The sequence below is a fragment of the Psychrobacter sp. H8-1 genome (genome assembly GCF_904846575.1).
GTDB classification, from domain to species: domain Bacteria; phylum Pseudomonadota; class Gammaproteobacteria; order Pseudomonadales; family Moraxellaceae; genus Psychrobacter; species Psychrobacter fulvigenes.
In genome coordinates this window covers 3,224,767-3,239,280 of the sequence record NZ_CAJHBG010000001.1, presented here as the reverse complement: position 1 = coordinate 3,239,280, position 14,514 = coordinate 3,224,767, and the positions used below count along the sequence as shown (strand labels likewise).

Annotated in this window: 8 protein-coding genes, 2 tRNA genes and 1 rRNA gene; 5 read left to right on the top strand and 6 right to left on the bottom strand. The window is 44.0% G+C overall.

Annotated elements, in window-relative coordinates; all coding sequences use genetic code 11:
- Positions 1–84 precede the first annotated feature (84 nt).
- The 3 genes from JMY01_RS13475 to JMY01_RS13465 all read right to left on the bottom strand — a co-directional run bounded on the left by JMY01_RS13475 (position 85) and on the right by JMY01_RS13465 (position 1,929).
- Positions 85–160: transfer RNA gene (locus tag JMY01_RS13475), tRNA-Ala, on the bottom strand.
- Positions 161–167: 7 nt separating this feature from the next.
- Positions 168–244, bottom strand: a tRNA-Ile gene (locus tag JMY01_RS13470).
- A gap of 145 nt (positions 245–389) precedes the next feature.
- Positions 390–1,929: ribosomal RNA gene (locus JMY01_RS13465) — 16S ribosomal RNA — on the bottom strand.
- A gap of 1,107 nt (positions 1,930–3,036) precedes the next feature.
- Here JMY01_RS13465 and thrS point away from each other — a divergent pair.
- The 4 genes from thrS (at position 3,037) to rnr (ending at position 9,469) form a co-directional block, all read left to right on the top strand.
- Positions 3,037–4,971 (top strand): threonine--tRNA ligase, encoded by a 1,935-nt coding sequence (thrS, locus tag JMY01_RS13460; protein ID WP_201576804.1) that lies wholly within the window; start codon positions 3,037–3,039, stop codon positions 4,969–4,971.
- A gap of 23 nt (positions 4,972–4,994) precedes the next feature.
- Positions 4,995–5,498 carry a translation initiation factor IF-3 gene (gene infC / locus JMY01_RS13455; protein WP_201576801.1) on the top strand — a complete coding sequence of 168 codons (504 nt, stop codon included), beginning with the start codon at positions 4,995–4,997 and terminating at the stop codon, positions 5,496–5,498.
- 327 nt (positions 5,499–5,825) lie between these two features.
- Positions 5,826–7,070: a toxic anion resistance protein gene (locus tag JMY01_RS13450; protein WP_201576799.1), complete on the top strand. Its 1,245-nt coding sequence runs from the start codon at positions 5,826–5,828 to the stop codon at positions 7,068–7,070.
- Between the two features lie 146 nt (positions 7,071–7,216).
- The gene (rnr, locus tag JMY01_RS13445) at positions 7,217–9,469 is read left to right on the top strand and encodes a ribonuclease R (protein ID WP_201576796.1); all 2,253 of its coding nucleotides are present in this window, start codon (positions 7,217–7,219) and stop codon (positions 9,467–9,469) included.
- A gap of 89 nt (positions 9,470–9,558) precedes the next feature.
- On the opposite strand, the gene JMY01_RS13440 is transcribed toward rnr, so the two are convergent.
- The 3 genes from JMY01_RS13440 to hisA all read right to left on the bottom strand — a co-directional run bounded on the left by JMY01_RS13440 (position 9,559) and on the right by hisA (position 12,454).
- A complete protein-coding gene (locus JMY01_RS13440; RefSeq protein WP_201576787.1) occupies positions 9,559–9,852 on the bottom strand; it encodes a hypothetical protein in 294 nt (97 codons plus the stop codon).
- 66 nt (positions 9,853–9,918) lie between these two features.
- Positions 9,919–11,598: a mechanosensitive ion channel family protein gene (locus JMY01_RS13435; protein ID WP_201576782.1), complete on the bottom strand. Its 1,680-nt coding sequence runs from the start codon at positions 11,596–11,598 to the stop codon at positions 9,919–9,921.
- Positions 11,599–11,716: 118 nt separating this feature from the next.
- Positions 11,717–12,454, bottom strand: a complete 738-nt coding sequence (gene hisA, locus JMY01_RS13430; RefSeq protein WP_201576777.1) for a 1-(5-phosphoribosyl)-5-[(5-phosphoribosylamino)methylideneamino]imidazole-4-carboxamide isomerase — start codon at positions 12,452–12,454, stop codon at positions 11,717–11,719.
- Between the two features lie 707 nt (positions 12,455–13,161).
- On the opposite strand from hisA, the gene JMY01_RS13425 reads away from it, so the two are divergent.
- The gene (locus JMY01_RS13425) at positions 13,162–14,514 is read left to right on the top strand and encodes a Na(+)-translocating NADH-quinone reductase subunit A (protein WP_201576776.1); all 1,353 of its coding nucleotides are present in this window, start codon (positions 13,162–13,164) and stop codon (positions 14,512–14,514) included.

The following is a 14,514-nucleotide window of genomic DNA, read 5'->3' as shown; positions in this document are numbered from 1 at the left end:
GAAGTAATCAATGCCATCTTGGCTGAATCACTTGTTTCTATTTATACGTATTTAAATATTCTATCTAAAGCATGTCGTTTATAGTGGTGGAGCCAAACGGAGTCGAACCGTTGACCTCCTGCGTGCAAGGCAGGCGCTCTACCAACTGAGCTATGGCCCCATATATATGGTGGGTCTAAGTGGACTTGAACCACTGACCCCCGCGTTATCAACACGGTGCTCTAACCAGCTGAGCTACAGACCCTGAGCGAGGATACCATCAAAGCACTGCTTTGATCCGAGCGCAAGAGTAATTTGCTTAAAGGCAAATTGCTAAAAGCCCTGTATCTTCTTAATAAACTAAACTAAAGAACAACTTGTTGTGAATTCTTGCTGACCGAATGCGTCTATAAGGAGGTGATCCAGCCGCAGGTTCCCCTACGGCTACCTTGTTACGACTTCACCCCAGTCATCAACCACACCGTGGTGATCGCCTTCCTAAAAGGTTAGGCTAACCACTTCTGGTGCAATCAACTCCCATGGTGTGACGGGCGGTGTGTACAAGGCCCGGGAACGTATTCACCGCGGCATTCTGATCCGCGATTACTAGCGATTCCTACTTCATGGAGTCGAGTTGCAGACTCCAATCCGGACTACGATAGGCTTTAAAAGATTCGCATCACATCGCTGTGTAGCTGCCCTCTGTACCTACCATTGTAGCACGTGTGTAGCCCTGGTCGTAAGGGCCATGATGACTTGACGTCGTCCCCGCCTTCCTCCAGTTTGTCACTGGCAGTATCCCTAGAGTTCCCGGCTTAACCCGCTGGTAACTAAGGAAAGGGGTTGCGCTCGTTGCGGGACTTAACCCAACATCTCACGACACGAGCTGACGACAGCCATGCAGCACCTGTATTCTAATTCCCGAAGGCACTCCCGCATCTCTGCAGGATTCTAGATATGTCAAGACCAGGTAAGGTTCTTCGCGTTGCATCGAATTAAACCACATGCTCCACCGCTTGTGCGGGCCCCCGTCAATTCATTTGAGTTTTAACCTTGCGGCCGTACTCCCCAGGCGGTCTACTTATTGCGTTAGCTGCGTCACTAAGTCCTCAAGGGACCCAACGACTAGTAGACATCGTTTACGGCGTGGACTACCAGGGTATCTAATCCTGTTTGCTACCCACGCTTTCGAGCCTCAGTGTCAGTATGATGCCAGGAAGCTGCCTTCGCCATCGGTATTCCTCCAGATCTCTACGCATTTCACCGCTACACCTGGAATTCTACTTCCCTCTCACCTACTCTAGCTCAACAGTATCAGATGCAGTTCCCAGGTTAAGCCCGGGGATTTCACATCTGACTTATCAAGCCACCTACGCTCGCTTTACGCCCAGTAATTCCGATTAACGCTTGCACCCTCTGTATTACCGCGGCTGCTGGCACAGAGTTAGCCGGTGCTTATTCTGCAGCTAATGTCATCGTCTAGGGGTATTAACCCTAGAGTCTTCTTCACTGCTTAAAGTGCTTTACAACCAAAAGGCCTTCTTCACACACGCGGCATGGCTGGATCAGGGTTGCCCCCATTGTCCAATATTCCCCACTGCTGCCTCCCGTAGGAGTCCGGGCCGTGTCTCAGTCCCGGTGTGGCTGATCATCCTCTCAGACCAGCTACAGATCGTCGCCATGGTAGGCCTTTACCCCACCATCTAGCTAATCCGACTTAGGCTCATCTAATAGCGAGAGCAGTAAACTGCCCCCTTTCTCCCGTAGGTCGTATGCGGTATTAATTCGAGTTTCCCCGAGCTATCCCCCACTACTAGGTAGATTCCTAAGTATTACTCACCCGTCCGCCGCTCGTCAGCGAGAAGCAAGCTTCTCCTGTTACCGCTCGACTTGCATGTGTTAAGCCTGCCGCCAGCGTTCAATCTGAGCCATGATCAAACTCTTCAGTTTAATCTTGCTTGAAGTCTTCACTATAAATAGTAAGATGACTCCTAATCTTGGCTCATTCTTTTCTGGCTCGTCGCTCTAAATTATGTTCGTAATGAATTAACTTTGAGTTTTCTTGCTTTAAAGAATGATAATTTTTATAGTTATAAGTCCCCAGATAAACGAGGCCTCACAACTTTATTTTTTAGCATTCTGTGTCAGCAAAAATCCACACAAGTTGTTCTTTAGTTATGCTTTTAAATAGTGCTTATCTCTGTCGTCCAGTAGATAAGTGTTCTGTATAAAATATCTGACCAATTGTTACTTAGACAATACGTCTTTTCTTGATTGGCGAGCCGACTATCATATCACAATGGATTGGGTTGTCAAGCTGTTATTTTATTTAACTTCAACAGGTTAGACGGTTATAAGCTCTCGCTTCTAGCACTGCCTTGTCCTGATGAGCTGCGTATTATAGACGTTCTACAGCAGGTGTCAAGCACTTCCATCAAGTTATTTGAATTTAATTGCTAACACCCCTATATAGGACTTCTTACTTAATTGATATTAAAACCTTTTTATACAGATTAGGCTTATTATCTTTATTTCTATTACTTTCATCTCTGGCTCTCTCACTATATTATTAGATGTCATTGCCAATAGTTATATAGTTATTTAGTTGTATTCTATATAGCCTGATTTGCGCTAGCCTGTTATTAAAGCTTTATAGGCTTGTTGATTACTATTGAATCATACCTTACTAAGACAGTCGGCGCCGAAGACTGCCATATGTTTTAATAATGATAAAAGTAACTGTATACGCTACCCCTTGCTATCTGGTGTATATAGAAGGTTTTTGCTATAATATGCGCTTTTATTGCATTACTTACTCGCACGGTCAGTTAACTGTATTTAAAGGTCAGGCTGCTGCGCTTTAAACTGCAACGACTGGTCTACTGCAGCGGTTTGTCCATATTATAGTAGCGCGGGATACAGGTTAAGCGTATTTAAGGGATGTACATATCACAGCATATCACGATTCGTGGATATAAAATTGATGCGATCTTACGGTCATATGATTGATAGTTGCAATCATCACTGCCAACGGATCCAAAAACAGGTGAATAAATTATGGTAGCGATTACTTTACCCGATGGTAGCGTAAAAGAGTTCGAAGGCAATACCACAGTTATGGAAGTGGCGCAAAGTATCGGGGCAGGTTTGGCTAAGGCGACTGTCGCTGGGCGTGTAGATGGGCGCTTGGTAGATGCTTCTGATCCTATCACTGCTGATGCAAAAGTCGAAATCGTAACCCCAAAAGACGCTGACGGTGTCGATATCATTCGCCATTCATGTGCGCACTTACTCGGTCATGCCGTCAAACAGCTGTATCCTGATGTCAAAATGGTCATTGGACCTGTCATTGATGAAGGCTTTTATTACGACATCTATAGTGAGACGCCATTTACGCCTGAGCACATGGAAAAGATCGAAAAGCGTATGATGGAGTTGATTAAACAAGACTACGATGTCATCAAAAAAATGACACCTCGTGATGAGGTGATTGAGATTTTTAAGGCACGCGGCGAAGATTACAAAATCAAATTAATCAATGATATGCCTGAAGAGAAACAATTAGGGCTTTATTATCATCAAGAATATGTCGATATGTGTCGTGGCCCGCATGTGCCCAATACGCGTTTCTTGAAAGTGTTTAAACTGACTAAGATGTCGGGTGCTTATTGGCGCGGCGATGCCAAGAATGAACAGCTACAACGTATCTATGGTACAGCATGGGCGGATAAAAAAGATTTAAAGGCCTATATTAAGCGTATTGAAGAAGCGGAAAAACGTGACCATCGTAAGATTGGTCGTGCATTAGATTTGTTTCATATGCAAGAGCAAGCGCCGGGTATGGTGTTTTGGCACGCTAATGGTTGGACGATTTATCAAGTGCTTGAGCAATATATGCGCAAAGTGCAGTATGATAATGGCTACGAAGAAATTAAGACACCGCAAATCGTTGACCGTAGCCTGTGGGAGCGCTCAGGGCATTGGGGCAACTACGGCGCTAATATGTTTACCACGTCGAGTGAAAACCGTGATTACGCGGTAAAACCAATGAACTGTCCTTGTCACGTGCAAGTGTTTAATCAAGGCCTAAAGTCTTATCGTGAGTTGCCATTACGCATGGCAGAGTTTGGCTCGTGTCATCGTAACGAGCCATCAGGCTCATTACATGGTTTGATGCGCGTACGCGGTTTTACGCAAGATGATGCGCATATCTTTTGTACGCAGGCCCAGATTCAGCAAGAAGTCGCTGACTTTATTAAACTTACCTTAGCTGTCTATGAAGACTTCGGCTTTGAAAATATTGAGATGAAGCTGTCCACTCGTCCTGAAACGCGTGTCGGTAGCGATGAGTCTTGGGATTTTGCTGAAAAAGCTTTGGCTGACGCGCTTGATAGCTCAGGGCTTGAGTGGGAATACTTGCCAGGTGAAGGCGCGTTTTATGGCCCGAAGATTGAGTTTAGTCTCAAAGACAGTTTAGGTCGTGTTTGGCAGTGTGGTACTATTCAGGTCGACCCCAATATGCCTGAGCGTTTGGATGCTGAGTTTGTCAATGAGCAAAATGAGCGTGAAACGCCTATCATGCTGCACCGTGCTATATTAGGCTCGTTTGAACGCTTTATCGGCATATTGATTGAGCATTATGCGGGTTGGATGCCAGTATGGCTTGCGCCGCAACAAGTTGTGGTGATGAACATCACTGACAAACAAGCGGAAACCTGCGAAAATGTCGTTAGTGAACTAAAAAATGCAGGTCTGCGGGCTATTAGTGACTTGCGTAACGAAAAGATTGGATTTAAGATACGAGAGAAAACATTAGAACGTATCCCCTATATGCTAGTATTAGGGGATAAAGAAGTTGAATCAGGCAGCGTCAACGTCCGAACCCGCGAAGGTGAAAACCTAGGCGTGATGAGTGTTTCTGAATTTATCACATTAGTACAGACAGCCGTCGCCGAAAAAGGCCGACAGAATCAAAAAACAGATGAGGAGTAATACCTATTAAACAGTCAAACCGTTTGAACATCAACGAAGATATCAGCGTCAAAGAAGTCCGTCTTGTTAAAGAAGACGGCGAACAAATGGGCGTAGTCGATATCGATACCGCGATGAAAGCGGCACGTGATGACAATTTAGATTTGGTCGAACTAGTTCCTGATGCCAAACCGCCAGTATGTAAGATCATGGATTACAAACGTTACCTCTATGATCAAAAGCAAAAAGCAAAAGAAGCTAAGAAGAACCAAAAGCAGACCCAGCTTAAAGAGATGAAACTGCGTCCTAGTACTGATGAAGCGGATTACCAGGTCAAACTGCGTAAAATTGTCAGCTTCTTAGAAGATCAGGACAAAGTGAAAATCAGTATCCGCTTCCGTGGTCGCGAGATGGCACACCAAGAACTTGGTCGCAAACAGCTCGAACGCATCATTGAAGATACCGCTGAGATCTCAAACGTCGAACAACATCCAAAAATGGAAGGTCGACAAATGGGCATGCTGCTAGGGCCTACTAAGAAAAGATAGTAAAGTTGGATAGCGTACTGTTACCTAGCATAAATATCTAAGTTTTTGACCATCAATATGCTGCGGGATATTGGTGGTTTTTTGGTATTGGGATACTTATAAATAGCACGAGTATAATGCTATATCCTACTGGTTTGTAAACACTGATGAGATAAACAACCTTTTATAAGAATTATTCTCTAACTGTATTTTACAAAATCCATCTTCACGACTTAGTCATTACACGGTAGTCTAAAGGGCTATGCTATTTAGCAATGTATCTAATACAACGATAACGAATACCTATAAGCAAACATACTTCTTATCTCAGTTATTACAGGAAATTTTATGCAAGAATTGACGCCACCAGAAAACGCTACTAACCCTAGTATCTCTTTGACCCCACCTGCACCCGTGAAAGAAGTACAGAAAAGTGAAGCGGATCAGATGGTTTCCTTGGATAAAAGCCAGATTCCAGAACTGGATGCGAAGGTTGATGCTTTTGTTGACCATGTCCTTACCAACTCTGTTCATAGTCCTGAGTTTCAACAAAACGTGCAGTCCATTCATAACTTGGGCACCAAAGAGATACGTGAATCAGCGCAAGTATCTAACCGCATGCTAGAGCTACCAGCTAAAAGCTTGAACGATAGCTTGTTTGATAACTCGCCTATTGCTAAGTCGCTTACTGAGCTGCGCGGTATTGTAGAGGACTTAGACCCGAGTAAAAAAGAGCTGACCAGCTCACGTAAATTATTTGGCCTCATACCCTTTGGTAATAAAGTACAAGATTACTTCCGCCAATATGAATCAGCACAGTCGCATATCAATGCCGTGGTCACTAGCCTTTATAATGGTAAGGACGAACTGCTTAAAGACAATGCCATGATTGAGCAAGAAAAAGTCAATATGTGGGAGTTGATGCAGTCTATTCGTCAATACATCTATGTTGGTAAAAAAATAGATGAACAGCTTGAGCAAAAAGTCTATGCAATAGAAGCAACTGACCCAGAAAAAGCGCGCATTATTAAAGAAGAGATGTTGTTTTATGTACGTCAAAAAAACACTGACTTTTTAACGCAATTAGCAGTGAACGTCCAGGGTTATCTGGCACTTGATACCATTCGTAAAAACAACTTAGAGTTGATCAAAGGGGTGGATCGCGCTACCACCACTACGATATCGGCACTACGTACGGCCGTTGTCGTTGCTCAAGCGATGACCAATCAAAAGCTGGTACTTGATCAAATCACTGCGCTGAACAAGACAACCAGCAGTCTGATTGAGTCAACTTCTGCCATGCTCAAACGCCAATCAGGTGAGATTCATGAGCAAGCAACCAGCAGTACTATTGAGCTTGATAAACTACAAAATGCCTTCAATAATGTCTATGATACGATGGATATGATCAGCAACTACAAGATTGAAGCACTAGAAAACATGAAACAGACGGTAAATACTTTGACCACCGAAGTCGATAAAGCCCAAAAATATTTAGATAAATCGAACCAAACTACAGTGCTTGAAGTGTCGAAAGAACTGGATAGTAAAAAGATTACAGATAAATCGAGTACCACTGATATCGACATCTAACGTATGTCACTATGAAGCAAAAACAGCGACAAACGCCTATCCATGATACGAGTGACATAAGTTATTGCTGCGTCACTCGTGTTAACCCTCGTGGTTCGTGTTAAGATGTCCCCTATTAATAATTTTAAAAACAGATACGGTATTTTATGACTTGGAATGATCCAAACGCCTCGGCTGAAGCACAAAGATATGTCAACCCCATCCCTAGCCGTGAGCTTATATTGCGCACGATTACAGAATATGGCGAAGCGACACATCAACAGCTGGCAAAAGCTTTCAATATTGATGATTCAGATCAAATCGAAGCCTTAGCCAATCGTCTAAAGGCGATGGTACGTGATGGCCAGATTAACCGCGAAGGGCGTCCTTCTCGCTTTCGTGCAGTGACGCAACAAGATGTCGTCAGCGGCACAGTCTCTGCCCATGCAAAAGGCTTTGGTTTTGTGGTATTGGCTGATATGCCAGACTTGTTTTTGCATGAAAAGCAAATGCGTTGGGTCTTCAATGGTGATAAGGTAAATGCTGTCGGTACTTCGATAGACAGCCGTGGCCGTACCGAAGGGCGTATCGTTGAAATTACTGAGCGTCATCAAGATCAGTTCATTGGTACTCTAGCTCGTGATGAAGAAGGATATTGTGTTGAGCTTGGTAGCCCAAATAATCATCAGCCCATTACCGTTACTGACGAAAACGTACAAGCACTTGAAGCGAAGCAAGGTGCTCCCGTCAAGGTAGATGTCATCGATTGGCCCAATCAGCATGAGTTTGCAACTGGAAAAATCACTGAAGTACTTAGTGATGAAAACGATCGTGAACTTATTATTGAAACGACGCTACTCAATTATGATATTCCATCTGAGTTTAGCGAAGCGGCACTGAAGCAAGCCAATGACTATAGAGAACCGAGCAAAAAAGATCTAAAAGGTCGTAAAGACTTACGTGATGTTGCATTGATTACTATCGATGGTGAAGACGCACGTGACTTTGACGATGCGGTATTTGCAGAGAAGCGCGCTGGTGGTAACTACCGTGTGCTAGTGGCCATTGCGGATGTCAGCCATTATGTGACACCCAACTCTCCGCTTGATCAAGACGCTTATGAGCGCGGCACCTCTGTGTACTTCCCGCATCGTGTCATTCCGATGCTACCTGAAGTTCTGTCCAATGGACTGTGCTCACTGAACCCTTCGGTCGATCGCTTATGTATGGTGGCTGACATTAAGGTATCTCGCGCCGGTAACGTCACAGGCTATGAGTTCTATCCTGCAGTGATACATTCACAAGCACGCTTGACCTATACGCAGGTGAATAGTTATCTTGAAAACCCAAAAGATGACAGTGTTCCAAAATCATTGACAGAAAACAAAGACGTCAAAAAGTCTGTCGATACCCTATATCAGCTGTATGAGCTGCTCGTCAAAAAGCGTGAACAACGTCATGCGATGGAGTTTGAGACGGTTGAGACTTATATTAAGTTCAACGAAAAGGGTGGCATCGCTGCTATCTTGCCACGTACTCGCGGTGACGCACAGAAGCTTATCGAAGAGTGTATGCTACTGGCGAATACCTGTGCGGCGAATTTTACCCTGAAAAACGAGCTACCAGTCTTATATCGTAACCATGATAAGCCTGATGGTGAAAAGTCAATGCGTATTCATGAATATGCAAAGAACTTTGGTTTACCCTTCCCAGAGGAAAATCCAACGCAAGCCGATTATCAGCGAATTATCGAAGCGACTAAAGACAGACCCGACGCCATTAGTATTCATAGCATGCTGCTACGTTCAATGATGCAGGCTAATTATTCACCAGATAACATCGGTCACTTTGGCTTAGCCTATGATGAATATAGCCACTTTACGTCGCCTATTCGCCGCTATCCTGATCTGATGTTACACCGTGCAATTAAAGCAAAAGTCACAAATAGCCAGCAACCTGTTATGGACTTCTCTTTGGATGGTGCAGGTACACAAACTTCAGATACCGAACGCCGCGCCGAAAAAGCCTCGCGCTATGTAGAGTCTTGGCTCAAATGTCATTATATGAAAGACCATGTAGGCGAAGAGTTCAATGGTGTGATCACTACTGTGACAAGTTTTGGACTGTTTGTGACCTTAACCGACTTATACATTGACGGTCTGGTGCACATCTCAAACGTTGGTGACGACTTCTTTGTTTATGATGAAAAGCAGCAGCAACTGATCGGTAAAGATAAAAACTCATTATTTGGACTTGGTGATTTGGTAAAAGTAAAAGTCGCTGGCGTGAATATGGATTTATTACAGATCGACTTCGATTTGACAGCCAAATTAAAATCCAGTGAAATGAATCAATCTGAGCCCGAGTCGAGCGTACCGAAGAAAAAGCGTCGCCGCAGTAACAGTAAAAAAAGCTCGTAAATTATTGAATCATAAATTGAACCATAAAAAGGGGCTAAAGTTAACTTTAGCCCCTTTTTTGTGTGTCAGGTTTCGTCATACTGCTTTATTTACTGTGTACTATCCACTTGTTCAAAACGTGCGCTATCGACTTGTTGGGCGTTATTAATCTGTGTAGTTGCTTTGTCTATAATGGCTTTTGGCTGCTCCCCTAGAGGTTTTGCTGCCACGTCTGACGAATGATTTGAGGAGCTATCAGAATAGATAGTCGTAGATTGCGCTGATGCATTACTACTAGCGATAGCCTGTCTGTTATTTTTATGAAGATTACCATTGATGACATTAAAAGCCAGCAACATGACAATACCTATCAAGGCGATGATAACTAAGTTTTTTGCTTGCATGCTGATTCTCTTGTGACGTTAGGTTTGTCACTTAAGCCTGCATTTTTTATGCCTAAAGCTCATACCTTACTCTTGTGGGCTATTGCTATTCAATAAATCCGTCTCATCAGAGCCTTCTGCAATCTCTTGTTCGACCTTTTCCATGAGCTTGGCATCAGGACGGGCATCAAACATTTCTTCAGCATCTTGTCCCTGTAGTATCTGCTTGGCACGTGCTTTGGCTTGCTTTTTATCCTCATCATCGACGTCACTATCTTTATCATGAGCTTTGTAAGTAGCGGTGGAATCAGTTGTTGGCGTGACCGTCATATCAGAACCAGCGCCCTTACCGCCTTGAATATGCTCAAAGGCTTCTTCTAACTTATTATTAAAACGCAAGCGATAAATCGGTTCTGGTAGGCTAAATCCTGTATTTTCTAAAGCATGTTTGGTTTCACGAATAGTGATGCTACGTGCTTTAGAAAAGTCTGCTTCTGATTGATCAACCCAAACTTGAAACTCAAGCACTATATTGGAATCACCGACATTAGTAATGACAGCATTGGCTTTGGGCTTGTCCAAAACAAACTCTAAGGTACAAATCGCATCAAGCCCGACCTTAATAGCGGCCAGTGGGTCATCATTCGCATCCACCCCTAGCTCAAAGGTAAAGCGACGTTCGGGGTTTTTGGTATAGTTCAAAATAATGCCTTTAAATACCTCAGCATTAGGAATGCGCAACTGATTACCATCTAGTGTCATCAAGATAGTTGCGCGTGAAGTCAAACGTACCACTATCCCTTCATGTTCATTAATCTTTACATGATCACGAGCACGAAAGGGTTGGCGAATACTGAGCATAAGAGAAGCAATATAGTTTTCAATAGAGTCTTTTACAGCAAAACCAACGGCAATACCGATGACCCCTGCACCGCCTAGCAGTGTCCCTAAGATGGTCTCTGCGCCTATCAAACTGAGCGCTAATATCAACCCAAAAATAATAAAAATGACTTTGATGGTTTGTGATAACAGCTCGGCCACAAAAGGATTGGGCGTCAAGCGCTGCCAGATTTCTTGGCGCTTGGACAGCCAACTACCGAACCAAGCTACCAAACCAAATAAGACAATACCGACCAATAGTAAAGGTAAGGCTTTAACCAAATTTGTCAGCTGGTTTTTCAGCCCTTGATAAACGGTTGAGACGTTGTCCTGTACATCAAGCGTACGAACAATATTATCCTCAACCGTCACGACATCCGTTAGGCGGTTGGTAAGATTAATGGCTTGTTGGGCTTTTTTTTCATTTGGGGTTTCACCCGTCAAAGTCACCACACCTTGGGTCACGCTGACATTGACTGCCTGCAAACCATCAATCTCGGAAAAAATCCCGCTGATACGTTGACGAATGTCATTGTCTTTTTGTAGCGTTGGTTTGGTTTCAATTTGGGCGTTGTTGGTGCTCTCACCGCTAATCACTGGTGCCGGCTCTATGGGTGCTGGTTCTATCGGTGCAAGATCCGCAGGTTCTGTACTATCCGTTTCTGTACTGTCTACAGTAGTGCTCTCTCCTGCGTCTGTTACTGGCTCTTTGACCTCTACGCTTGCTGAAGTGCTGTCGTCAACGTCTAGTGCAGCAGCGCTATCAATGATCTCTTCACCAGCTGCGTGAGCAGGTAAAACATAAAAGATGCTCATGACTACTAGCAGCAGTTGACTCAAAGCCAGCAAACGCCCACGTGTGGATAGTTGGTCAAAAAAAGCCAGCATTAGCATCCTTGAATAAAATATTGTTTTAATAAAGTTTTTGTTAACAGTCGTCTATGCCATCAACATAGACGACCATATTGACAATAGTCGTCCACGCATTGATTATCTAAACACAGGATTAACTGTCTAAATAACTTTGCGCCTCGCCAAGATCCAACGTGCCTTCATAGATGGCGCGTCCAGTAATAATCCCTTCAAGGCAATCACCATAAGGTTTTAGTAATTCAATATCTTGCATGTCTGTCACCCCACCTGAAGCGATAACTGGCAGGCCACCTTCACGTGCTAGGTTTACCGTCTGTTCGACGTTGACGCCTTGCATCATGCCATCACGAGCAATATCGGTATAAACGATAGAAGAGACACCAACATCAGCAAAGCGTTTTGCAAGCTCTGTTGCCTTGGTATCGGTAACATTTGCCCAACCATGAGTCGCCACCAAACCGTCTTTTGCATCTATGCCAACGATGATATGTCCAGCAAATTCACGGCAGGCTTCAGCAACAAACTCAGGATCTTCAACCGCTTTGGTACCGATAATAATATAAGTAAGGCCAGCAGTAATGTACTGCTCAATAGTATTTAGATTGCGCACGCCGCCACCCAACTGGATCGGCAGCTTCGGATAAGCTTTGGCGATGTCATGCACCACGCGCTTATGCACAGGCACACCTTCAAACGCACCGTTGAGATCAACCAAATGTAATCGACGCGCACCCTCTTTTACCCAACGTGCCGCCATGGCTACTGGATCATCAGAGAATACCGTATCGTCTTCCATTCGGCCTTGTTTCAAGCGTACACATTTACCATCTTTTAGATCAATAGCAGGAATAATTACAGGTGCAGCACACATACAGCACTCCTTATAAAATACTTTTAATAGCGGAAATAAAACAGAAACAACAATTATCAAGAATTACCATTTATAAGTTACATATAAACCAACTCTGTTTTAAGGTAAAAAACAACTTAAGTTTGCCCTCAAGACTAGGCATGATACCAATTCACACATAACTATGCAGTGATTATTACCAGTTTCAGTCACTGATATCGGAACAACCATTGGATAAATTCAATTAGTAACTGGCAATTTTAGGTTAATTTAGCGTATAATCCTAGGTAAATTTGTATTTGTTTCTGAGTCTTAACAATCATGTATCAAAATCTGTAGCCTATTTATAAATAGACAGGTAAATGATATTTGGTGGTTAAGATACGACAAGTTTTAGATTTTCTATAAAAAGGTATGGTAAGGCTGTTTATATTAAGGTTAATAGCGTTAAGTGTTAGCTTTGATTGGACAACTCTATTATGCATCTTGGTAGCCAGTCGCCACTTTGGTCATTCGAATAAGACATTAACGTGTTGTTAAGGAGTCTAAGGTCAGCGTTAATACTCTTAGTAGCAGTCAATCTTAAGCATAGTGTTGTAAGGGCTTCATCACAGTTTTGCCACAGGCTACTGATGATGCGAGGTTTTGAGCACCGCTGCTGTTGATACTGCCGTTGTACCAAACAGGACGTCTGGTATCGTTTTAGACTATGGACTAAGTTTTCGCTTATGATTACCATCAAAAAAGGTTTGGATTTGCCCATCGCAGGTGAGCCCTCCCGCGAGATATCAGAGCACAGACCCGCACATGTGGCAGTTGTTGGCTACGATTACGTGGGCATGAAGCCCACGATGAATGTCAAAGAAGGTGACATCGTAGCAAAAGGTCAGCCCGTTTTTGAAGACAAAAAACGAGTCGGCGTTATTTATACTGCTCCTGCTGCTGGTAAAGTCATCGCTGTTAATCGTGGTGAGCGCCGTGTGTTTGAGAGTCTCGTGATTGAGGTTGACCCAAACGGTGAAGAAATTGAGTTTCAGCGCTATGACTCCCAGCAACTTGCTGACTTAGACGCTGAAGCTGTTGAAACCCAACTGATCGCCTCTGGTGAATGGACTGCTTTTCGTACCCGTCCTTATAGCCGCTCTCCCGAAATCGGTGCTCGTCCGCATGCTATCTTTGTCACCGCCATGGATACCAATCCATTAGCGTTTGACCCGATGCTGCTAATCAACGACAAAATACAAGCATTTAATGACGGTCTAGCTGTCTTATCAACACTGAGTCCTAAGACCTTTGTTTGTCATTATGGTGATGCTAAGCCAACACCAGCACCGCATACAGCCGCTAATAATGTGACTGAATACCATAGCTTTTCGGGTAAGCACCCAGCTGGTCTTGCCGGTACGCATGTGCACTTTTTGCATCCAATCAGTCGCGGCGTTACCGTCTGGACAGTTGGTTATCAAGATGTGATCGCTATCGGCAAGCTGTTTACGACCGGTCGCCTGTATACAGAGCGTATGGTTAGCCTAGCAGGTCCTGCCGTCAATAAACCGCATTTGGTTGTTACCGAGCGTGGTGCTGACGTCACTACGTTGACCAAAGGCCAACTAGCTGCTGGCGAGAACCGTATTATCTCAGGCTCCGTACTATCTGGTCGCAGACTATATGACAATGTAGCATATCTTGGTCGCTTTCATAATCAGATCAGTGTGTTGCCTGAAGGCCGTGAGCGCCCAGCGTTTCACTTCTTTACACCAGGTGCAAACCGCTTCTCTAAGCTCCCTATCTATATCTCACAGTTTTTTGGTGGCAAAAAGTACAACTTTACCACGACCAGTAACGGCTCACCACGAGCGATGGTACCTATTGGGGTTTATGAAGAGGTCATGCCGCAAGATTATCTGCCGACGCAACTTTTACGTGCACTTATCGTAGAGGATATCGTCTCTGCAGTAGAATTGGGCGTACTTGAATTAGACGAAGAAGATGTCGCACTATGCACCTTCGTTTCTCCTGGCAAATATGAATTCGGTGATATTTTGCGTGATAACTTAACGCGCATTGAGCTGGAGGGCTAA

Bases quoted from the DNA above. Each gene is read 5' to 3' on its own strand.
- JMY01_RS13435 (WP_201576782.1), bottom strand. From the start codon at position 11,598: ATGCTGGCTTTTTTTGACCAACTATCCACACGTGGGCGTTTGCTGGCT.
- JMY01_RS13440 (WP_201576787.1), bottom strand. From the start codon at position 9,852: ATGCAAGCAAAAAACTTAGTTATCATCGCCTTGATAGGTATTGTCATG.
- thrS (WP_201576804.1), top strand. From the start codon at position 3,037: ATGGTAGCGATTACTTTACCCGATGGTAGCGTAAAAGAGTTCGAAGGC.
- rnr (WP_201576796.1), top strand. From the start codon at position 7,217: ATGACTTGGAATGATCCAAACGCCTCGGCTGAAGCACAAAGATATGTC.
- JMY01_RS13425 (WP_201576776.1), top strand. From the start codon at position 13,162: ATGATTACCATCAAAAAAGGTTTGGATTTGCCCATCGCAGGTGAGCCC.
- JMY01_RS13450 (WP_201576799.1), top strand. From the start codon at position 5,826: ATGCAAGAATTGACGCCACCAGAAAACGCTACTAACCCTAGTATCTCT.
- hisA (WP_201576777.1), bottom strand. From the start codon at position 12,454: ATGTGTGCTGCACCTGTAATTATTCCTGCTATTGATCTAAAAGATGGT.